The sequence below is a fragment of the Pseudomonas sp. TE36184 genome, assembly GCF_054060055.1.
On the sequence record NZ_JBSSCU010000001.1, the window covers coordinates 4,257,633 to 4,278,911 of the forward strand.

Consider the following 21,279-nt stretch of genomic DNA (forward strand, 5'->3'; position numbering starts at 1 on the left):
CAGCTAGTTGAATAAGCTATACTCTCGGGCACACATCCGTGGAGAGCAGACGTGGAAAAGCTGAGTTTTCAAGCCAAAAAAGCCTACTTCGCCAAACACCGTAAATCCAACTTCGCGGCCAGCTTGCGCCTCGAGGGTTTTACGACCTCTCCAAATGACGATCACAAGCTTCCCACTCGCGAAGCTGCGCTCATGGCCGTTCGGCAAATCAAAGCTTGAGTAGTAATGACAAATACGGGGTCGATCAGGATCCCTACTGTTACCGGGGAACAGGTACCCTCAAAAACCTACTTGATTTGCATGATGAGGACGACCTCAACGAGGCCGAACGCTATCTCACCGAAGCTGCCGCAGAGCGGCTTGAGTTCATAGAGCCGCCATACAGCCTGGATACTCTGAAACAAATTCATCGTACCCTATTCTCGGCTATCTATAGTTGGGCGGGCGAGATCCGGACGGTAAAGATCAGCAAAGGTGGAAATCAGTTCTGCGTCCCTGACCGCATAGAGCCGGAAGCCGCCAGAGAATTCCGAAAAGTCGAGTCCAACGGCTGGTTTGAAGGCTATTCACGCGACTTACTGCTCAAAGCCGTCGCCGAGTCCTACAGTACGTTGAACGTCGCACATCCCTTCCGAGAAGGTAACGGACGAGCCCAGCGGATGCTGTTCGAATGGATCATCATCAACGCGGGTTACGAGATCAATTGGTGGAAAGTCGACAAACAAGAATGGATTAAAGCGAATCATCAGTCATTTCATGGCGACGATGGCCCGCTGATCCAGATATTTGATCGTTGCATTGGTCTGCCGATCATGGAAGACAATGCAGACGACGCCTGATGGGGAGTGAACAAGCCCCATGAAAAAAGACAGGACAGCGTTTCCCCCGGCGACCAGCTATACAAGCGCTACACACTTTTGTGACAGATAAAGAAAAGGGCCACCATTGCCGGCAGCCCTTGAAAGTACGCTTGATATTCATATACACACCCTCAAGCAGGGGTGTGGGGGGCTCACCCTACGCTGATGATCCAACCATCGACGGGGTTCCTACGCCAGTTATAGCCGCTGGATGGCAACTGGTTTCGCGCTCACGGCTAAATTAGGAAAATAGGGGTCAGAGCATGTTTTCAATAATGGTGGTCTGACCCCTGTTTCCCTGAAGTCTGAGTGTGTATTCAGCTCTTCTCGAGTCATTCAGGCCAGCGCCCACCGATGAGGCTGGGGAATAGGGGTCTGACCCCGTTTTTATGCTGGAGCAGCTCGACCCAATTGCCTGATACGCTGCGCGTAAAAATCATGCTCGATCCGTGGAGTGCCTGTTCGCGATATCAGGTTTTCCACGGACTTCATTCAGTGGGTGCTATGGGAAGTCCCTTGCATTAAAATCCCGCCATCACGATAATGAGATCGATTACCATTTATACCTCGGTGTCTCTCTCATGTCGGCGCTTGATCATTCGGCTCTTCATCGGTTGTACAGCGAACACAACAGTTGGCTGAAAGGCTGGTTGCGTGTGCGTTTGGGCAACGCCGCCGATGCTTCGGACCTGGCCCAGGACACGTTCCTGCGGGTGATGACGGCGCGCAATGACGCGCCCATCCGCGAACCCCGTGGTTATCTGAGCGCCATCGCCCGTTCGCTGCTGATCGATAAATCCCGTCGCCGCGCCATTGAGCAGGCTTACTTGTACGCGTTGGCCCAGCGGCCGGAACCGGTGGATGTTTCGCCGGAGATTCGCTTGTCCATCATCGAGATGCTGATGGCGGTCGATAGCCCTGCTAGATGAGCTGGGCCAGCGCACGCGGGAGATTTTCCTGGCGGTGCAGCTCGAAGGGCTGAGCTACGTGGCGGCGGCCGAGCGGTTCGGTGTGTCGGTGACCACGGTGAAGAATCATCTGATTCGCGCCATGACCCAATGCCTGTTGCTGGTGGATAACTGATGTCCTCGCCCCTGACCCTGGAGACGCTGGAAGCGGCCGCCACGTGGTACGTCCAGCTCAATGACGGTGCAGCCAGCGAAGCGCGCACGCAGGCGTGGCAGGCGTGGATGCAATCCAGTCCTGAACATGCGGCCGCTTGGTCGCGGGTTGAAAAACTTCAGCAGCAGTGGGCGATGATGCCGCAGCAGGCGGCGTTGTCCGGCCTGGGTGCAGCGCAAGCGCAACGCCGTGACGTACTGAAAATGCTCGGTATGCTGATGGCCGTTGGCGGCGGTTCATGGCTGGCCGTTGAGCAGGTGCCGTACCGCTTGATGCTGGCGCAACAGCGCACGGGCATCCGGGAACGTCGCTCGCTGCGCCTAGACGATGGCTCGCAACTGGAACTGAACGCCGACACCGCACTGGACATCCATTTCGACTCCAGACAGCGGCTGATCCAGCTACTCCGTGGCGAAATTATTGTGCAGACCGCCAAGGATCCCGCCCAGCGCCCCTTCATGGTTCAGACCGCGCAAGGGAGCGTGCGCGCGCTCGGCACCCGGTTCAGTGTGCGACAACTGCCCGAGCAAACGCGGGTCGGTGTGCTAGAGGCGGCGGTTGAAGTCAGCCCGCAGCGGCATGCCGATCACGCGCTGCGCCTGGAAACCGGCCAGCAGGTCACGTTCGATCGTGATCGGGTGGGCAGCGCCCGCCCCCTGCCAGCGGGTTCGACCGCCTGGGTGCAGGGAATGCTGAGCGTGGACGACTGGCGTCTAGGGGACTTCATCGAGGAGTTGGGGCGCTATCGCCCGGGCGTGTTGCGCTGTGCCGCAGAGGTTCAGGGGTTGAGCATTTCGGGCGCCTTCCGCATCGATGATACGGACACAGTGCTGGAAAACCTGGGAAAATCCTTGCCGGTAAAAGTGCGTTACCTGACGCGTTACTGGGCCAGCATTGAACCGGTGTGAACCTGCGTCGCAGAATCCTCACCGTAAACCTTGCTGATTTCGATTCTCATCCGTCAATGACATAAGCCGCGATATAGCGGGTTTCTGCCATGACAACGGAAGGATCACTGAATGCCCCCGCTTCCCCTCAAAACCCCGACGCTGCTGACGCGCGCCGTTCGCCTGGCCGTACTGGGCGCTTCCCTCGCCAGCCTGTCTGGCCTGGCGCTAATGCCGATTCAGGTCATGGCTCAAAGCCTAAGCGCTTACCAGATCGCCCCCGGGCCGTTGGGTACCGCCCTGGCCCAGTTTGGTGTGCAAGCGGGGGTTACTATTTCGTTCGACACCGAGCAGGCTCGTCATCTCACAACGGCCGGGCTCAAAGGCTCATATAGCATCGAGGATGGGCTGTCGCGCCTGCTCGCCAACAGTGGACTGCAAGCGCAACGTCAGAGCAATGGCGGGTACGTTCTGGTCGCGAACAGCACCGACGATGCCCTGGAACTGGGGGCCACGCAGGTCACTACCAACCAGTTGGGAACCGTGACTGAAGGCACTGGCTCTTACACGCCAGGAACCATCGCTACGGCTACCCGCATGGTGCTGACCCCGCGTGAAACACCTCAGTCAATCAGCGTCATCACCCGTCAGCACATGGACGATTTCGCGCTTAACTCCATCGATGACGTGATGCGCCATACCCCGGGCATTACCCTGTCGACCCTGGACAGCGAGCGCACCAACTATTTCTCACGAGGGTTCTCGGTCGAGAACTTCCAATACGACGGCATCCCTACCTTGCGTAACTCGGCCTATTCATCCGGGCAAACCCTCAGTGACATGGCGATCTACGACCGCGTGGAAATCCTCAAGGGGGCAAGTGGCCTGTTAACGGGGGCCGGGGCGCCTGGGGCCACCATTAACCTAATCCGCAAAAAGCCTACCCGTGAGTTCAAAGGCAGTGCGGAACTGGGTGTGGGAAGCTGGGACAACTACCGTTCCCAGGTCGACGTCAGCGGGCCGCTGACCGACAGCGGCAACGTGCGCGGCCGCGCCGTGGCGGCTTACCAGGACAAGAATTCGTTCGTGGACCGTTATGAGCGCAAGACCAATGTGTACTTCGGTACCCTGGAAGCAGACCTCGACGAAGACACTCTACTGACCGTGGGCTTCGACTACCAGAACAGCGACCCTCAAGGTTCTGGCTGGTCGGGTAGCCGTCCCCTGTTCGACCGCAGCGGTAACCGCATCGATGTAAAGCGCTCGTTCAACAACGGCGCCAAGTGGAGCAGCTGGGAGCAATACACCCAGAGCGTGTTCTCCACTCTGGAACACAATTTCGAGAACGGTTGGGTCGTGAAGGGCCAATATACCCACCAGTTCACTGGATATGACGCACCGATGGGTGCGATCCAACTGGGCCCATTCACTGCAAGCGGTCTGTCGACGCTCTATGCGAACAAATTCACCGGCCATACCCGTGCCGATTCTGGCGACATCTACGCCAGTGGCCCATTCAGCCTGGGCGGCCGTGAACACGAATTGGTGATTGGTGCCTCGGCCTCCAACTCCCGATGGAGGGGCAAGGACTATGGCGCCCCCATCCATGCCAACGGTCGCGTCGTCGACTTCTGGAACTTCGACGGCAACTTCGCAGAGCCGGATTGGGGCAAGCCGACCAGAATCATTGATGAAACCACTCGGCAAACCGCAGGCTACATGGCCGCGCGCTTCAGCCTGACGGATGACTTGAACGTCTTCCTCGGCAGCCGCGTAGCCAACTACTGGCTGACAGGCGATAACAATTCCACTGAAACTGGCAAGGTCGTGCCCTACGCCGGCGTCACCTACGACCTGAACGACAACTTCACCGCGTATGCCAGCTACAGCGAAATCTTCATGCCGCAGGTGTATAACCGCGACAGTGAGAACAAGCTGCTTGAACCTGACGAAGGCAAGAACTACGAAATTGGTGTGAAGGGCGAGTTCTTCAACGGGGGGTTGAACACCAGCCTGGCCTACTTTGAAGTGCACGAAACCAACCGCGCGGAAGCAGATGCGCTGTACAACGCCAACCCGACCAACTCCGCCATTTCATATGCCTACAAAGGCATTACCGCCAAGACCAAAGGCTTCGAGGCTGAGCTGTCCGGCGAACTGGCCCCTGGCTGGCAGGCACAGGCTGGTTATACCCACAAAATCATCCGCGACGAGAATGGCGACAAGGTCTCGACCTGGGAACCCCAGGACCAAGTCAGCCTCTTTACCTCCTACAAACTCAAAGGGGCTCTGGACCGCCTGACCATCGGCGGCGGTGCACGCTGGCAGGGCAAGGCCTGGCAAGACGTATACAACAGTGGCAAGAGCCGTTACGAAGAGTTCTCCCAGGAAGCTTACTGGGTGGTTGACGCAATGGCCAAATACCAGATCACCGACAACGTCTCCGCGACGCTTAACGTGAACAACCTGTTCGACAAGTACTACTACACCAACATCGGCTTCTATAACACCGCCTACTACGGTGACCCCCGCAACGTAATGGTCACCACTCGCTGGGATTTCTGATTTCTGCGATCAAACCGGTTTCCTTTCTGCAGCTCATGCAACAAAGCCCTCGTATCGCTACGAGGGCTTCGTTTTTTCGCGGTGTGGAAACCCGGTCTTAGTGACCCGCGCTCTGCTCACCATCCACGTGCAGAATTTTACCGGTGACAAACTTGGCGCTGTCCAGGTAAACCACCGCCTGGGCAATGTCGCTGATCTCGCCCATGTGGCCGACCGGGTGCCGGCGGCGACGTCTTCGGCGGTGAAAATAGGGGTCAGAGCATGTTTTCAATAATGGTGGTCTGACCCCTATTTCCACTCCATGCTTCCCCTTCCTTGCAGCTTGAACAGCAGACAATGGATTCAGCGTCACCACCTCTGCCAAATGCCCAGGACTGAAATGTGTGTACTTCATCGTCATGGTCGCGGACGCTTAACACGCCTTGACGGGGCTTTCGCGTCACTCGGTTTCGATGACAGCTTGCTTCCTCTATGCTTCTCGACTTGCCTAAGGATTAGTTGAAACAGGGAAAGGTGTGACGGCATGAGAGCAGATAAATCTTGTCCTGTGGTTCTGCGAGCCCGTGAAACGCTGGAGATCTTGGCATTTGAGCATCCATTGGCAGGGCTACAACTGGTCAAGGGCAGTGTGGAACCAGGTGAGTCCACCGATTTGGCTGCCGTGCGAGAGCTGATAGAAGAAGCAGGGATTCAATCCGCGGTAGGGCGAAATCTGGGTGAATGGCGTGCCATTGAAACGGGACACACATGGGCATTTCATGAGTGTCATGTTGCCCAAGACCTTCCCGATACTTGGGTGCATTTTGCAGAAGACGATGGAGGTCATGAGTTCAGATTTTTTTGGCATCCACTAATGAGTGAGCCTTCTGAAAGATGGCATCAGGTTTTCAAGGATGCTTTGAGCTTTCTCAGGACTACTCTTGCTGAAATCTGAGTGTGTATTCAGCTCTTCTTGAGTCATTCAGGCCAGCGCCCACCGATGAGGCTGGGGAATAAGGGTCTGACCCCGTTTTTACTACTTCTGACGCCCTCCGTCACTATTGCAAAGCGGAATTAGGGGACATAGAGCCAGTTGCAGATAGCAGGCCATAGCGCTAACCTCCTTCCCGTCGCTGTTCATCAGCGACCGGGCCTGGAAACCCGAAACCGAGACGCACGTAGCGTCGTCAAACAATCAGCGGACGCTTTTTTTGTGCCTGCCGTTTGTGCTTCATGGCGGCCGTGTGCGGGAGACATTCGTGTCTGCCGAGTTGTCTCTGTCTCGGTTTCCAGCCTGCGCACGGCTGCCACCCATCGCCTGGAATCGATGTGTGGCCGTCTCAGTTGGTCATCACAGAGGTTTCACACCATGCTTGATTACCGTAGTGCCGTCCGTCCCAATGCCGCCTCCGATCACATGGGAGGCCAGCAATGAGCGATCCTCTCTCAGCAGAAACCATTGGCGCCCAAACCTTCGCAGAGTGTGGCGAAGAAAAAAACCATTTGAAGTTGTTTCGCGTCAACGCCGGGGTTCCGATTCGAGAAGCCCTTGAACATGCGGCACACTTGCTCTACTACGCAAAAATGCTCTCGCTTGAAGCCGCAATGGACCCAAGGGCTGAGAAATTCGCGTTTGCCTCGCATTACCTATGCGACATGGGCAAGGCCATCATTGACGACCTAGTCTTGGCGATACAACCGGGAGGCCCACACCCGCAGTAAAAAAACGGCGCCCGTCACTTAGAGTCGGGCGCCAGCTTGCGCATCTTTTACATACTTAAAAACTCGATTTATTTCATAGGCAATGAAATATTGCTCAATCCTTTCACCTCTCACTCACCACCGTCGCCACCTGGAACTATTTTGGCGTCCACATGCATAATTGCGTCCTCGATCCGCCAGATGGAATATTCTCTTTGGATCTCAGCATCACTTGCCACGCCAACAGCATGAACTATTACCGTACGGCCACTTCTGGGGTCATAAATTAAGTCTAATACTTTATACCCGGCCGACACGAGCTTAGTTCTAACTTCCTCCTCACTTAGTCCAGGTTCGATACCGTCCACCCATATTCTTTTTATCATGATCAATCTCCACCAAAATAAAAACCAGACACACGACATAAAAACCTTTGCACAATGCATAAATCTTGAAACCTGTTAAAAACAACAGTCAATTAGAACATTTTTTAATAATCAATATAACTAAAACCCACCTTACTCAAACAAGGGAAAATAGGGGTCAGAGCATGTTTTCAATAATGGTGGTCTGACCCCTGTTTCCCCCACCGTGGCGTTGTGCTTCCACGACAGCGATCGATACAAGAAGCTCAGTTCCAAAACTCATGACGACTATTGCTACTCCCGCGATGTTCTCCTGAAAATTCCCACCAAGTTGGGCAAGCCGCTGGGCGAACTGGCAGTTCGTAAATTCACTTCTGCCTTGGTTCAACGGATCGTTGATCGCCTCGCGGACGAAGGCACACCGTCGAAAGCCGCTCACGCACTGCGCTACCTTCGCCGTGTACTGCAGTGGGGGCGCAACCGGGGCTTCCTAGAAGTGAACCCAGCCCTGGGCATTGAGGCACCCGTAGGGAAAATAGGGGTCAGAGCATGTTTTCAATAATGGTGGTCTGACCCCTGTTTCCTCATTGAATAGTGGTAATTCCGAAGACCTGAGGATCGGCACAAAAAATATGAGAATGGGCTTGATACGCGGCAAGCGCGTTAAATCTCTCAAGTAGCTTCATATCATTATGATGATGCTGTGCCGAGAATTTCATATTGAATGATCCTACTTGGCCCCTCATCCGCGATGGGACCTCTACAAGGGTCTGTTTTGACAAGTCCACGACATTGAATGCAGCAAACGCACTCCGACTCAAATTAAAAAGAAACATATTGTGATTGGGATCCTCAGTTCCTTGGAGATAGCCTGTGTCCGGTATAGCGACTCGGCAGCCCGTAACGTCGTCAAAAGTTGCCACTATTACATGGCCCATTTGACCCTTTGACTCAACAATCTTCTCGACGGTAGCTTCCAAAATACTTTTTGTGCTGCCAGGCGGGATCATTAACGCCAGAAAAAGAATCTCCAGCCACTGGAAGTACTGATCACTCGTCACCCCAAACTCTGTGCAAACAGCAGCCAGGTGGGGCTTGACTCCCGTGCGAATGTCACAGAAGTCGGCTAGCAAAATAGGGCTGGTTGGATACAATCCCGCCACCCCCTTATACATATCAATTGTTCGAGCAATAGAATATGGGTTTCTTATCCACCCCATAAACTTTGCTTTGAACACTTTTTCAGCGGCGCCCTTCAACACGTCGCCTCCAGAATTGGCCTTTGACTCGAAAACGAGAAGGTCAGCGGCTGGAGCAAGATCAGCTTCAAATTTATGAAAGAAATCTTCTAGATTTTTTCTTAGGGATGAGTTTTTTACATCAAAACTGAAAAGATCATCAAAAGAGAGATTCTTCTTGATCTTGACGCCCCCAGCATTGGTCAGGCGAACAACGCTATTTTCTCGATCTGCAATTTCAAATTTGTAGATTCGCTGCTTATCCTTTGGTCTGCTCTCGTCTATGCAATTACTTCGTTGCTCGGACTGAGAGATAAAATGTTGATTTCTTGTTGAGTTTTCCATAACTTCTCCTTATGTCGACGTCCCACCGGACGCGCAACCAATATCCCTTAACCCACTATAACGCCATTTTTGATTGAAAAAAGCTAAAAAAAGGGACGCATGAATTTGTAGATCGGACGTCCCTTTTGGCTGACGTTCAGCGCAAGGCTTTTCTAGCGGCCGCAATCACTGATCTAAGGTGGTTTTGACTAGGAACAGACGATCGCCTATACCGAGAATCGCTTGGAGCTGGCAGAGAGAGCATGTGGTTTGGTTTCTTGAACACCGCCTAGCTGAGCGGAGTGAGGCGACTCGGTATTACTATTTCCTGACTGCACGGTTGATCAAAATTCGATTGGGAAAGACATGCTCATTCAATGTACGCTCGAAAATTAAACACATATAAATCTGGATATTTACGGTCGACATACTGTAGCGAACTGGAAGAAACACATGAGCTATTTCGAAAATAAAGCCTTAATTTTGATTCTTGCGAACGTTGATGCTTGTGTATATCCGAGCAGGGTTCGCAGATTTTGCAATAGCTGCTAGAATAAACGTTGACTGAATTAATATGGTGAAATGACATGTCAGCGTCGCATCTGCTTAAATTATTGGAGCCGCTTGCCGCAATTGAGCACGAGCGCTGGGCGCACTGGCAAAAATACCTTCATTCTAAGTGTTCGCGAAATGACGACGGCTCGCTGACAGTTCCTAGCGAGCTTGTAGTGAAATGGGAGCAACAGATAAAAATACCTTACCGTAATCTTACTGAGGCGGAAAAGGATAGCGATAGGGAACAAGTGAGGAAGTATTTGGAATTTATTATAAATAATATTGGTTTGGATTGATGATTTTTACGTGAAATTTGGCTTGGAGAGATTTATGAGAAACGCTCCCCAAGGATTAGAAAGTAGCGATAAGGGTTATATTCTTTTCATCTCTGCTAGTTTTCTGTAGTGGGCTCCTAGTCCAGTAAGCTTGCATCCTTTCGAATTTATTGCGGCATAAAACATATGGTCCGCATCTACTGGGATCACAAGGCCGTAGCGATTGCACTGTTGGAGCTCTTTGAATATTTTCACATTCTCTTCGCTTACAGGTAGATGTTTGAACTCGTCTGGAATATTTTCTCTGTCAGGCTCAAAGGATGGGTCTAATGCAAAAATATCAGTTTTGTTTGGGAAATATTTTACAAGTCTCCGCAATACTTCTTTTGGTACCTTTGGATCTACTTTTCTCAAGGCGACAAAGTGCTGTACATTCGCTTTGTACATTGGGCGCTGCTCCCATGGTCCGAGCGTTTGATCAACATGGGAATAAATTGCGGCTGGGGTGATATTTCCAAGAATGTCTGAGCACCCACCTCTAAGACCGTCAAGTAATATATCAGTGAATATTCCTCGGCCATCTTCCTCCATCGCACCACCTTCACGATGACTCGCAGTTAATATAGTTACTCCAGTGCCAATTACAGATGCATTTCCGTCTACTCCCGCCACTTCTCCTGCGTAACCCGAATGACAACAATCAAGAATTATCACGCAGGACTTAATCTTGGGGTGAGATCTATTTGCCAGTGCGAGTATTTCTGAAAGTGAGGTGCCCCATGCGCCACGTCGCCCATCACTACTTACAATGTACCCAGCGTTGGTTTCTGGAACAATTATTCCGTGCCCGGCGAAATATAAGAGCGCTGTATCAGCCTCTCCACTAAAAAGCTCAGAGATGGAATTTATCAGTAGCTCGCTTGTGACTTGTTGTTCGTTACTGACTAATTTGATAACAGAAAAATTGGGATCGCCGCCCCCGTCATTTTCTAGTAATTCAGCAATCGCAACTGCGTCATTGACACAGCCCTTTAATGGTGCTGTTGGGTAATCATCTATACCGATGACTAAGGCTTTTTTCATTATCGGTCTCCGCCGATAAGTGCCTTAAGGTTAGACCACGTCCACTTATACAACTTGTCGCTGGATAGCGCAGCTTTAGGTTTTATGCATGTCGTATCAGAATAGCCATTGAGAAGGAAATACGGTATCCCTTCTTCCTGGGCGATTTTCACTTCGGCGCTTACTCCAACAGCCGTGTCAGTGTTATTGCCACAAATTACGCACACTACATCAACGGCTTTAATCCTCGTTCTGGCTTTGGCCTTCCAGTTGTCATCAATGTGCTCTTTGATAGACCAATCTGCTAAATCGAATGGGCTGTCGTCAAGTTTTGCCTGCCCCACCAAAAAAGTTTTCAGGGTTACATCGTTGTCATAATCGAAAGAAATGAATACGCGCTTTTTCATTACAGTAACTCCATGTATTGGCATTTGACAACTACGGTTTATAGTTGTGTCATTTGTGCTTCCGGATTTTTAGCTAGCATAGCTGGCTTGTTTTTTCGCCCTTAAATACTATTGATAAATCTTGGGATTTTATTTTTCTCAATTTCGCAAAAGTTTGCCCGTCGACCATTTTGCGCAAAAGGTTTTTTTAGAGATCGGGTACATCCAAACTGCTGGACTGATTTAGTCATGGACATATCACCGATCGGATTTTTACTTAATCTTTTTTGGTTGGTGGAGGTGGCGGCGACTCGCGACGTGGTAATGGAACATCACCTCTAACATTGCGCATCGGAGGTGGCGGTGGCGGTGGCGGCTTTTGATCGGACATCACAAATCTCCTCGTTATGAGTTGCTGAGTACACCGGGATGAAAGCGATAACTGAAGCTATTACAGAGTAAATGACGTATTTCGAAAATTGGTCTAGTTGAGTGCTGCGGCCATCATTGTTTTTTGCGTTTCTTGTTGCGCCCATGATGTAATATTCCATCATGATTTGCATAAATTGGCCGTTGGCTTTTGAAATATCTCCATCATAATACTTAATCAATATTTTTCGGTGACATTCAAGGTCTTCAGCGGTTGGGATAACTAAATCATCTTTTCGAACTCGCCAAGCTTTAGAGAAATGAGCCACCGCAACTAAAAGATAGACTCCAGCCATCAGGTATGTGACCCAGAAGAAAACCCCTTCTTTGCTATCGACGCTCGGAGCTTTCGAAAGTAGATATGAAAGGTAACTCAACAGCGCTACTATCATAGCCAATGGCAAGTTTAGACGTGCCAGCAATTTTTCTTTTCGCTCGGCTTCTGCAAGATAAATTTTTTCGTAGAGTTTGTACTCTTCGTCGTCAGACTTCATTTTCTTACAACTATCATTTAGGCGAAGCTTGATAGTAGTATCAAAAGGCCATGCGTTGCTAGGGGTTTTTGCGGATCGGGCCAACTTTTTGCGGATTGTGCAGGGGCGGAGTTACCGCTGCTGCTTTCAGCCGAGTGGTCTGTAAGCACTGAGTCTAGATCGGCTGTCGATCACTCCGGGGAACCAAGTGGGCATCAGCTGAAGTCAGCAACTCTCAGAGGCTTTTTCTCTCAAGCGGCGTTTGTGCGAGGGCTCGGTAACGTCCGCGACGCTGCAGCGAGATTTTAGGCGCTCGGGGCTCCCCGCTTTCAAAGAAGAGGAATACACCGAAGCTCCTGTTATCACTCGGATGCCGCTGGGGTAATTTTAGGGGTAGAGATAAAAGTGGAAGTATTAAATATCGATAAAAAACAAATTTTTATGCGAAAGTTCGACTCCTGGTGCCGCACCATACAAAACAAAGCCCCCGCAGAAATGCGGGGGTTTTGTTGTTTCCGGGGTGAACTGGCGGTTACTTAGGGGAGAGTTAGCGAGTAAGTCCTGCCCTCCCCGAGGGCTTGCCTCCCAACACAAGAAAATCATGCTCCTCCCCCGCCCCCCAAAACCATCACCCCCCCAACTAATCCGACAACGACTCGATCATCTGCCCATGACACACCGCCAAAATCTCATCCGCCAGCGCCGAGTCGTCAGGGCAGGCGCGCGATAGCGTGATCGCGCCGACCGCGCGTGCCAGCAGGTCGATCATTTTCTCCCTTGCCTCACCCGGCGCGGCATCCGGCCTGGTCGGGTATTTTTCGCCGAGCGTTTGCAGCATGTGCTCGATGCCTTCAGCGAATGCCGACTTCAAGTCGCCCGATTGACGCGCTGCGTCACCGCACAGCGCTGCCATGGTGCAACCCGTGGCGCGTCTGTCGCGATGGTCCCTGGAGACGTACAGATCGATGAAGTCCTTCACGCTCAATGCTTCGGCGTTGGCCAGTGAGTGCGCAAGGCTGTTGGCCGAGGCTTCGGCCATCAGGTCGGCCTTTGAGCCGAAATGTTTGTAGAAACCGCCATGGGTGAAACCGGCGGCGGCCATCAGGTCGGCCACGCCGACTCCGTCAAAGCCGCGCTCGCGAAACACGACTGAGGCCGTTTCGACGATGTGCTCCCGATTTGCCTGGGCCTGAGCCTTGGACACTCGCATGTTCGATACCTCTCTGCCGCTGAAATTCATCGGCTGATGATACATAGATGTCGACCATAATCAAAACCGTTGACAGTTTAGATTTCGATCATCATCCTAATCGCAAGCGAGATGACCATTTACCAACGGGCACGGAACACACACCCATGAGCGACTCAAACCTGTTTACCCCCTACACACTGGGGGCTCTGACGCTGTCGAACCGCGTGGTTCTCGCGCCACTGACGCGCAATCGCGCCGGAAAGGGTTTTGTACCGAGTGAGTTTGCTGCGGCCTATTACAGCCAGCGGGCCAGCGCGGGGTTGCTGATTTCCGAAGCCTCGCAGATCTCCCAGCAGGGGCAGGGCTATCAGGACACGCCTGGTATTTATACAGCGGCTCAGATAGAGGGATGGCGCAAGGTGACCGATGCCGTACACGCCAAGGGCGGGAGGATTTTCCTACAACTGTGGCATGTGGGCCGTGTTTCCCACGTGGATCTGCAACCGCACGGCGCGGCGCCGGTAGGCCCTTCCGCGCTGCGTGCGGCGACCAAGGTGTTCGTCAATAATCGCTTCGAGGACGTTTCCGAGCCGCGCGCGCTGGAAATTGACGAGCTCCCAGGCATCGTCAACGATTTCCGCCAAGCGGCGGCAAACGCCATTGCGGCAGGCTTCGACGGTGTGGAAATCCACGGTGCAAACGGCTATTTGCTGGATCAGTTCATCAAGGACGGCGCCAACCTGCGCACCGATGCCTACGGCGGCTCGATCGCAAACCGTGCGCGCCTGCTGCTGGAAGTGACGGCCGCGGTAGCCGCCGAGATTGGTGCTGATCGCACGGGGATTCGCCTTTCGCCGGTCTCGCCGGCCAACGGTGTATCGAGCACTGATCCGCAGGCTCAGTTCGATTACATCGTCGATCAACTCAATGCCCTGGACATCGTTTATCTGCACGTCGTCGAAGGCGCAACCGGTGGGCCACGCGACGTGGCGCCCTTTGATTTCGACGCCTTGCGCCAGCGCTTCAAGAACACTTACATCGCCAACAACGGCTATGACCTGGACCTGGCCACCGCACGCCTTGCGCACGACAGGGCCGACCTGATCGCCTTTGGCCGCCCGTTTATCGCCAACCCCGATCTGGTGGAGCGGCTCAAGACCGCTGCGCCACTGTCCGCCTTCGACCCCTCCACGCTCTACGGCGGCGGCGCGGCGGGATACATCGACTACCCAACGCTTGCCGAATCCAGCACCCGCGCGAACTGAGCACTGGCTGATCGAGCCCGGTTTTATTCGTGCATCAATCCATGTTCCCGATAAAGAGCTGACATCATGACAACTTACCCTACCGTTCTCATCACTGGCGCTTCCACTGGCATCGGCGCGGTTTACGCCGAGCGTTTTGCCCAACGCGGGCATGATCTGGTGTTGGTTGCCCGCGACCACGCGCGCCTGGAAACACTCGCCGCAAAGTTGCGTGGCGAACACAACGTCGCCGTTGAAGTGCTGCCGGCCGACCTGACTCAACTCGGCGACCTGCAGACCGTCGAAGCGCGCCTGCGGGATGACGCTCGCATCGGCATCCTCGTCAACAATGCCGGTGCCGCGCAGTCCGGCAGCTTCATCGAGCAAAGCACCGACAGCGTGGCGCAGCTGGTGGCCCTCAACACCACTGCGCTGGTGCGACTCGCCAGCGCCATCGCGCCACGCCTGGCCAAAGCCGGTGCAGGCGCGATCATCAACATCGGTTCGGTGGTGGGCCTGGCGCCTGAGTTTGGTATGTCGGTCTACGGGGCGACCAAGGCGTTTGTGCTGTTCCTTTCCCAAGGCCTGAGCCTGGAGCTTTCGCCTCAGGGCGTTTATGTGCAGGCCGTATTGCCCGCGGCCACCCGCACGGAGATCTGGGATCGCGCCGGTATCGACATCAACACCTTGAGCGAAGTCATGGAAGTGGCTGACCTGGTCGATGCCGCACTGGTCGGCTTCGATCGCCGCGAACCGGTGACCATTCCGCCGCTGCAAGAAGGCGAGCGCTGGAATGCCCTGCAAACCGCACGTCAGGGTCTTTTGTCGCAGATCAGACAGTCCGTCGTGGCGCCGCGCTATTTGACTGAAGTCTGAACCCTGTCGAGCAGGTCGGCCCGCTCCGCAATCGCACGGAATAAACATGACTCTTTTGGCTAGCAGCAATCATCCCGGTTCGCCGTCGTCATTTATCCACGCGGCGAACCAGTCGGTTCTGGTGGGCGGGATACCTTTTGCCTACCGCGATCTGGGCCCCAGAACGCAGGTCCCGCTGGTCATGTTCAACCATTGGGGGGCAGTGCTGGATAACTTTGACCCCAGGATCATTGACGGTCTGGCGAAAAACCGGCGTGTCATCACCACCGATTACCGTGGTATCGGTGGCTCGGGTGGCGCCGCGCCGTTGACCGTCGGTGAAATGGCTGACGATGGCATCGGTTTTATCCGTGCGTTGGGTTTGGACAAGGTGGACCTGCTCGGCTTTTCACTCGGCGGCTTCGTCGCTCAAGACATCGCCCTGAAAGCCCCCGAACGCGTGCGCCGGCTGATCCTCACCGGAACCGGACCGGCCGGCGGCACAGGCATCGACAACGTCGGCTCGGTGACCTGGCCGTTGATGCTCAAGGGGCTGCTGACGCTACGCGATCCCAAGTTCTACCTATTCTTTACCGGCACGGCCAACGGACAACGCGGCGCGTCCGAGTATTTGCAACGGCTGAAAGAACGCCAGCAAGACCGGGACAAAGGCCCGACACCCCGTGCGTTTTTTCGGCAATTAAAAGCCATTACTGCGTGGGGCAAGCAGGCGCCGCAAGACCTCGGGCGCTTGCAGATGCCGACACTGATCGCCAACGGCGACAACGACATCATGGTGCCCACGGTCAACTCGCTTGAGCTGGCAAAGCGAATCCCTGACGCGCAACTGGTCATTTACCCGGACGCCGGGCATGGCAGCATTTTCCAGCACCCTGGCGATTTCGTGAGCAAGGCCTTGGCGTTCCTCGACGCCTGAACGTCTCATCGCATCAACGTTGCCGGGGCCGCGCCCCGTTCTCATTCCACCGACAAGAGCGTTGCAACATGAAGGCATTTTTTATCGACCGCTACGGCAAGCAGAACGGCATGCTTGGCGAAGTGCCCGACCCTGCGGTCGGTGTGCATGACGTTCTGATCCAGGTGCACGCAACGAGCGTGAACCCGTTGGACTCGAAGATCAGAACCGGCGAATTCAAACTGATCCTGCCTTACACATTTCCATTGGTCTTGGGCAACGACCTGGCGGGGGTGGTCGTTCGCACAGGTTCGGCGGTGACGCGGTTCAACCCGGGAGACGAAGTCTATGCACGCCCTCCCGAGGATCGCATCGGCACGTTTGCCGAACTGATCGCCGTGAACGAAAACGCACTCGCGCTGAAACCCTCGAATCTGGACATGGCCGAAGCGGCGTCCGTCCCCTTGGCCGCCTTGACGGCCTGGCAGGCGCTGGTTGAGACCGCCCAGCTGAAAAAAGGCCAGAAGGTGTTGATTCATGCCGGCTCCGGCGGTGTCGGCACGTTTGCCATCCAGCTCGCCAAACACCTCGGCGCTTTCGTTGCGACCACCACCAGCACGGCGAATGTCGAATGGGTGAAGGCGCTCGGGGCGGATGTGGTCATCGACTACAAGAAGCACGACTTTGCGAGCGAATTACACGATTTCGACGTGGTATTGAACAGCCAGGGCAAGGATGTGCTGATGAAATCGGTCGAGGTTCTCAAGCCCGGCGGACAGCTCATTTCCCTCTCCGGGCCACCGACGGCAGCCTTTGCCCAAGCGCAAGGCTTGTCCTGGATGCTGCGACAAGTCATGCGCCTGCTGAGCAGCGGTATTCGTAGAAAAGCCCGCAAGCACGGGGTGAACTATGCATTTCTGTTTATGCGGGCCAGCGGCGTACAACTGCAAAAAATCACCTCGCTTATCGAAGCTGGTGTCATCAAACCGGTCATCGATCGTTCCTTCCCTTTTGAATCGACGGCAGAAGCGTTGCGCTACGTCGAGCAGGGCAGGTCAAAAGGCAAAGTCATCATCACTCTCCAATAAGCGCACTCCAACAATATGTCAGTCGATAACGTGCACGCCGCCAAGTACCAGCCCCCAGCGCCTGAACCAGAGGAACCGCCACCGCACACACAGGCGCCGTTGCAACCGCAAGTTGCACCTGTGGAAGCGCCGATAATCATTTGGCGTAGCTTGATGCTTGAGCAGTAACGGGAAAGGGTCGCCGAAAGATGAGCCTTTTTGTTTGTGCCTGCTCACGATGTTTCAGGTTGCGCCGGCAATTCACACACAGGATATGGCACTTAGCCACCTTTCCAATTGACACCCCCTCTCCACCACGTTAAAAACCCTGTCTTGCTGCTGCCTTTTATCGAGACATGGATGTTGTCGACCCCCCCGCTGTTCAAATACCGCCGCTATTGGCTGGCGGCCCTCATCGTGCTGCTGGCGATCCTCGATCCTTTCGGCCTGGCCAGTTCCAGCGACAAGGCGTCGGCGCAGTGGCTCAACCGGATGTTCGCCAGCCACTACGCCCATGAAGGGCAGCAGCGGGTGGCGGTGGTGTTGATCGATGACGCGTACCTGATGCGCAACGCCACCTCCTGGCCGATGCCCTATGGCGAGCAGAGCAAGTTGTTCAAGCGCTTGCTGGCGTTCAAACCCAAGGCGGTGTTTGTCGACTTGCTCTACAGCCATGACCACTCTTTCGGCGACCCGGCACGGGGCAGTCAGTTATTGGCGAATGTGTTCGAGCGCTATCAACGCCAGGGCATTCCGTTGTGGCTGGCCAATACCGGGGTGGAGCGGGGTGAGGCAGGCCAGGCCAATACGCTGGCACCGTTTGTCGAGGTCAGCCGCCCGGGCCTGGTGGCATGGGATGGAGTCGATGACAAGTACCCGCTGGCGGTGAATACGCCCATAGGCCTGATGGAAACACCGGCCCTGGCGCTGTACCGCGCATTCTGTGGGACACAGGCCTGCCCGTCGCCGCCGGTGGACGCCCAAACCGCCGCACGCCGGCAACCGATCGCGGTGCAATGGGGGCTGAAGCTGGCACCGGAGCAGGCGCGGATCGCCGACGTGCGCCACTGCGCACCGGCGCGGCATTTTTTGCTGGATGGCCTGGCGCAGTTGCTCCAGGCGGTGTTCTGGAAACTCGATGACTCGGAGCAGGCACGCTGCCCTTATACGCTGACGTTGGCGGCGAGCGACCTGGAAGTCAGCGACCCGGACGACCAAGCCCTGGTCGCCGAGTTGCTGCGCGACCGTCTGGTCCTGGTCGGGGCCAATATCACTTCGACGGGTGATCTGGTGGAGTCGCCGGTACACGGCCAGCTACCTGGCGTTTATCTGCATGCCATGGCCCTCGACAACCTGATCAATGCGGGCATGGACTATGACCATGAGCCTGCCAACTTCCCTGGCCTGCCCTTTAATTGGCTGGACCTGCTCGAACTGGGCCTGCTGGCGTTGATTGCCGTGCTCAAGGCGCTGCACGCGCGGCGGCTGGCGGGTCAGCGCACCTGGAGCCGGTGGCGGCGCCAGGAAATCTGGTTTTTTTCTTCGCCGTGCCCGTCATGGCTGCTGGTGATGTCGGTGCTCGTCTCGGTGAGTGTGCTGCTGAGCGTCAGCCACATCACGCCGGTGAACGTGTTGGGCATTGTTTTGCTGTCGTTGGTGCTGTTCAGCGAACGTATCGAAGCCTTCTTCGATCGCGATCGTTGAGCGCGTCGCTTTGTCATTTGACTCAAGGAATCCAAGGATGAACAGAAGTCTGATCGTCGTGCTCGTTGCACTCTTCACCCAGGGTGCCTGGGCGGAAACCCACAGCATCAAGGCGTTTCTGGCCGACCCGGTGGCGGTGCTGGATGAGCAGGGTAAACAACAGCGCGAGCTGCCGAAAAAAGACGCGCCGACCCAACCCGTCCCCGTGTTGCAGTACAACAAGGCGCTGGATCTGGTGCAGGTTGAGCTGGCGGGTCAGAAGGTCTGGCTGGACACCATGGACCTGCGCATCGAACCGCCACTCAATGTGGTCGACCTGCCCTGCCAGGGCCTGACCAAGAGCCAGACCAAAGACAGCCGCAACAACTCCACCATCGGTTTTGGTGCGGGCTGCAATCAATAAAAGGAGCGGTGCGGTGAAGGGATCTCTATTGGCAGCCAGCTTACTGGCCAGCACGGTACTCAGTGGTTGCGCGACATTGAAGGGCGCCGACCAGGCGTTCCTGAACCTGGTGGGTCCGTCGACCCAATCCAGGGTCCAGGGCCACTACGTGGATAACACCGACGTGCGCCAGTACTACAAGCTCGACCCGCAACGCCAGAGCCAGCAGCGCTTGAGCTATGACGGGCGCGCCGTACCGGCGGCCGAAGCACGCCAGCAGAACCTGGTGGATATCCCGATGCTGCAGGTGTATCTGCAGGGGATTGTCACGCGCCTGTCCAAAGGTTGGCCGGGGGAGTTGCCGGCCTTGCAGGTGAAAATCACCGACAGCTACAGCTTCGGGCCCTCGGCGGACCCTTACGGCAATGTGTTCGTGCCGCTGGGCATGCTGGACAACGTCGGCAGCGAAGATGAAATCGCTGCAATGCTCGGCCACGAAATGAGCCACGTTCTGCTGCATCACCATGACCGCATGGCGGCCTTCCAGCAGCAGAAAGAGATGTTCACCACAGTGGCCTCCACCGTGGCCTTGGCCACCATGGCCGCCGATACCGGCGTGGACCGCAGTTCCGGCACGATGAAGCTGTTCAGCAAAGACCCCGCCGGCACCCAGAAAACCATCGGCAACACCGTGCTCTACACCACGTTGGCCAACACGTTTTCCGACCATGTGTGGAGCACCGCGTGGGGCCGCACCCAGGAAGACCAGGCCGACCTGCTCGGCACCGACTTGATGATCCGCGCCGGTTACGCGCCCCGTGCCGCCACCCATAGCCTGGAGCGCCTCAACGACTTCCAGGGCAAACAGAAACCGTTGCTCAGCGGCTTCCTGACCGCGCGCAAGAACGCCATGCAGGATTCGCTGCAGCAGTTCAATCTCAACCGCTTCACCCAGGAGCTGGACGTGCTGGTCAAAGATGGGCTGACCACCAGCATTTCCGCGACCACCCAGTATTTCAATCGCTCCCACATGTCGGCGATGGATCGCGACACCGAGTTGCGCCAGTACCTGCAGCGCGAGTACCGCCAGGAGCGCCGCGCGCGCATCAACCCCGAGAGCTGGGCGAAGATCAAAAGTACGCCACAAGTGGCCAAGGCCATGCAGGGCTACAAGGACGCCTACTTCGCCAACGACGCCCTGGAGAAAAACAAGCTGCCTGCGGCCGACGGGTTTATCCGCAAAGCCCTGGCCTCGCCGGTCAAGGACCAGCCAAGCATCCGGCGCACGGCGTATACCGTGCGCCTGGCCCAGGGCAACAGCGGCGAAGCCTTGAAAGAGTTGCAGGCCATCAAGGACTGGAGCCTGGCCGGCCCGTCGACCTATGACCTGATGATCAGCTACCACCTCAAGCGCGGCGACGGGCAATCGGCACTGGCGATGATCGACAAGGCCGAACGCAACCTGGGCTCGGAAGAACTGTTCATCACCGAGAAGTTGCTGGCCAACCAGCAACTGCAGAACGCGCAGCAGGTGCAAACCGTGCTGCGCAAGTGCGAGCAATACCCGACCCGCAAGGCAAACTGCAAGAAACTGGCGCCAGCCAAAGCCTGAGGCTGACGATCTAGCCTACAGAGCCCTCCTCCTTCCCGCGGCGCTTTTTCCTAACGCCCGGGAAGACCGCTCCTCTCGCCCAGCCC

20 protein-coding genes and 2 pseudogenes are annotated in these 21,279 nt (G+C 55.3%); 16 read left to right on the forward strand and 6 right to left on the reverse strand.

All coding sequences use genetic code 11. From position 1 onward, the window contains the following. Positions 1-51 precede the first annotated feature (51 nt). The 5 genes and pseudogenes from ACVWZP_RS19120 (at position 52) to ACVWZP_RS19140 (ending at position 5,434) form a co-directional block, all read left to right on the forward strand. Positions 52-219 carry a YhfG family protein gene (locus ACVWZP_RS19120; protein WP_090234743.1) on the forward strand — a complete coding sequence of 56 codons (168 nt, stop codon included), beginning with the start codon at positions 52-54 and terminating at the stop codon, positions 217-219. Further along, positions 216-839 (forward strand): Fic/DOC family protein, encoded by a 624-nt coding sequence (locus tag ACVWZP_RS19125; protein ID WP_169886759.1) that lies wholly within the window; start codon positions 216-218, stop codon positions 837-839. Before ACVWZP_RS19120 ends, ACVWZP_RS19125 begins: the two co-directional genes overlap by 4 nt. A gap of 602 nt (positions 840-1,441) precedes the next feature. Further along, positions 1,442-1,943, forward strand: a pseudogene (locus ACVWZP_RS19130) (sigma-70 family RNA polymerase sigma factor). After that, positions 1,943-2,890 carry a FecR domain-containing protein gene (locus ACVWZP_RS19135; RefSeq protein ID WP_457370044.1) on the forward strand — a complete coding sequence of 316 codons (948 nt, stop codon included), beginning with the start codon at positions 1,943-1,945 and terminating at the stop codon, positions 2,888-2,890. The pseudogene ACVWZP_RS19130 and the gene ACVWZP_RS19135 overlap by 1 nt, the downstream one beginning before the upstream one ends. Positions 2,891-3,001: 111 nt before the next feature. Next, complete coding sequence (locus ACVWZP_RS19140) at positions 3,002-5,434, forward strand: TonB-dependent siderophore receptor (protein WP_457370045.1); 2,433 nt, start codon at positions 3,002-3,004, stop codon at positions 5,432-5,434. Positions 5,435-5,531: 97 nt separating this feature from the next. Here the strand turns inward: ACVWZP_RS19140 and ACVWZP_RS19145 are convergent, their stop codons facing one another. Continuing rightward, positions 5,532-5,834, reverse strand: a complete 303-nt coding sequence (locus ACVWZP_RS19145) for an SDR family oxidoreductase (RefSeq protein ID WP_457370046.1) — start codon at positions 5,832-5,834, stop codon at positions 5,532-5,534. 123 nt (positions 5,835-5,957) lie between these two features. On the opposite strand from ACVWZP_RS19145, the gene ACVWZP_RS19150 reads away from it, so the two are divergent. From ACVWZP_RS19150 to ACVWZP_RS19160, 3 genes and pseudogenes are all read left to right on the forward strand, one after another. Continuing rightward, a complete protein-coding gene (locus ACVWZP_RS19150) occupies positions 5,958-6,368 on the forward strand; it encodes an NUDIX hydrolase (protein ID WP_457370047.1) in 411 nt (136 codons plus the stop codon). Positions 6,369-6,844: 476 nt separating this feature from the next. Next, positions 6,845-7,135 carry a DUF3077 domain-containing protein gene (locus ACVWZP_RS19155; protein ID WP_457370048.1) on the forward strand — a complete coding sequence of 97 codons (291 nt, stop codon included), beginning with the start codon at positions 6,845-6,847 and terminating at the stop codon, positions 7,133-7,135. Between the two features lie 549 nt (positions 7,136-7,684). Further along, positions 7,685-8,008 (forward strand): annotated as a pseudogene (locus ACVWZP_RS19160) (hypothetical protein); the annotation flags it as partial. Between the two features lie 55 nt (positions 8,009-8,063). Here the strand turns inward: ACVWZP_RS19160 and ACVWZP_RS19165 are convergent. Continuing rightward, on the reverse strand, positions 8,064-9,062 hold the full coding sequence (locus tag ACVWZP_RS19165; RefSeq protein WP_457370049.1) for a hypothetical protein: 999 nt from the start codon (positions 9,060-9,062) through the stop codon (positions 8,064-8,066). 566 nt (positions 9,063-9,628) lie between these two features. Here ACVWZP_RS19165 and ACVWZP_RS19170 point away from each other — a divergent pair. Further along, complete coding sequence (locus ACVWZP_RS19170) at positions 9,629-9,892, forward strand: hypothetical protein (protein WP_457370050.1); 264 nt, start codon at positions 9,629-9,631, stop codon at positions 9,890-9,892. 75 nt (positions 9,893-9,967) lie between these two features. Here the strand turns inward: ACVWZP_RS19170 and ACVWZP_RS19175 are convergent, their stop codons facing one another. The 4 genes from ACVWZP_RS19175 to ACVWZP_RS19190 all read right to left on the reverse strand — a co-directional run bounded on the left by ACVWZP_RS19175 (position 9,968) and on the right by ACVWZP_RS19190 (position 13,431). Continuing rightward, positions 9,968-10,954, reverse strand: coding sequence for a caspase family protein (locus ACVWZP_RS19175; RefSeq protein ID WP_434626533.1), 987 nt, complete (start codon positions 10,952-10,954; stop codon positions 9,968-9,970). Next, a complete protein-coding gene (locus tag ACVWZP_RS19180) occupies positions 10,954-11,340 on the reverse strand; it encodes a TIR domain-containing protein (protein WP_434626535.1) in 387 nt (128 codons plus the stop codon). Before ACVWZP_RS19180 ends, ACVWZP_RS19175 begins: the two co-directional genes overlap by 1 nt. 317 nt (positions 11,341-11,657) lie before the next feature. After that, positions 11,658-12,242: a hypothetical protein gene (locus ACVWZP_RS19185; RefSeq protein WP_457370051.1), complete on the reverse strand. Its 585-nt coding sequence runs from the start codon at positions 12,240-12,242 to the stop codon at positions 11,658-11,660. Positions 12,243-12,861: 619 nt separating this feature from the next. Continuing rightward, a complete protein-coding gene (locus ACVWZP_RS19190) occupies positions 12,862-13,431 on the reverse strand; it encodes a TetR/AcrR family transcriptional regulator (protein WP_457370052.1) in 570 nt (189 codons plus the stop codon). 146 nt (positions 13,432-13,577) lie between these two features. On the opposite strand from ACVWZP_RS19190, the gene ACVWZP_RS19195 reads away from it, so the two are divergent. From ACVWZP_RS19195 to ACVWZP_RS19225, 7 genes are all read left to right on the forward strand, one after another. Continuing rightward, positions 13,578-14,678 carry an alkene reductase gene (locus ACVWZP_RS19195; RefSeq protein WP_275958516.1) on the forward strand — a complete coding sequence of 367 codons (1,101 nt, stop codon included), beginning with the start codon at positions 13,578-13,580 and terminating at the stop codon, positions 14,676-14,678. 66 nt (positions 14,679-14,744) lie between these two features. After that, positions 14,745-15,533: an SDR family NAD(P)-dependent oxidoreductase gene (locus tag ACVWZP_RS19200; protein ID WP_457370053.1), complete on the forward strand. Its 789-nt coding sequence runs from the start codon at positions 14,745-14,747 to the stop codon at positions 15,531-15,533. 46 nt (positions 15,534-15,579) lie between these two features. After that, the gene (locus ACVWZP_RS19205) at positions 15,580-16,449 is read left to right on the forward strand and encodes an alpha/beta fold hydrolase (protein ID WP_457370054.1); all 870 of its coding nucleotides are present in this window, start codon (positions 15,580-15,582) and stop codon (positions 16,447-16,449) included. A 68-nt stretch (positions 16,450-16,517) separates the two neighbouring features. Next, positions 16,518-17,516, forward strand: a complete 999-nt coding sequence (locus ACVWZP_RS19210; protein ID WP_457370055.1) for an NADP-dependent oxidoreductase — start codon at positions 16,518-16,520, stop codon at positions 17,514-17,516. A 339-nt stretch (positions 17,517-17,855) separates the two neighbouring features. Beyond that, positions 17,856-19,199: a CHASE2 domain-containing protein gene (locus ACVWZP_RS19215; RefSeq protein ID WP_169863812.1), complete on the forward strand. Its 1,344-nt coding sequence runs from the start codon at positions 17,856-17,858 to the stop codon at positions 19,197-19,199. A gap of 37 nt (positions 19,200-19,236) precedes the next feature. Continuing rightward, positions 19,237-19,602, forward strand: a complete 366-nt coding sequence (locus ACVWZP_RS19220) for a hypothetical protein (RefSeq protein ID WP_017848541.1) — start codon at positions 19,237-19,239, stop codon at positions 19,600-19,602. 13 nt (positions 19,603-19,615) lie between these two features. Beyond that, positions 19,616-21,193, forward strand: a complete 1,578-nt coding sequence (locus ACVWZP_RS19225) for a M48 family metallopeptidase (protein ID WP_026140221.1) — start codon at positions 19,616-19,618, stop codon at positions 21,191-21,193. Positions 21,194-21,279 lie beyond the last annotated feature (86 nt).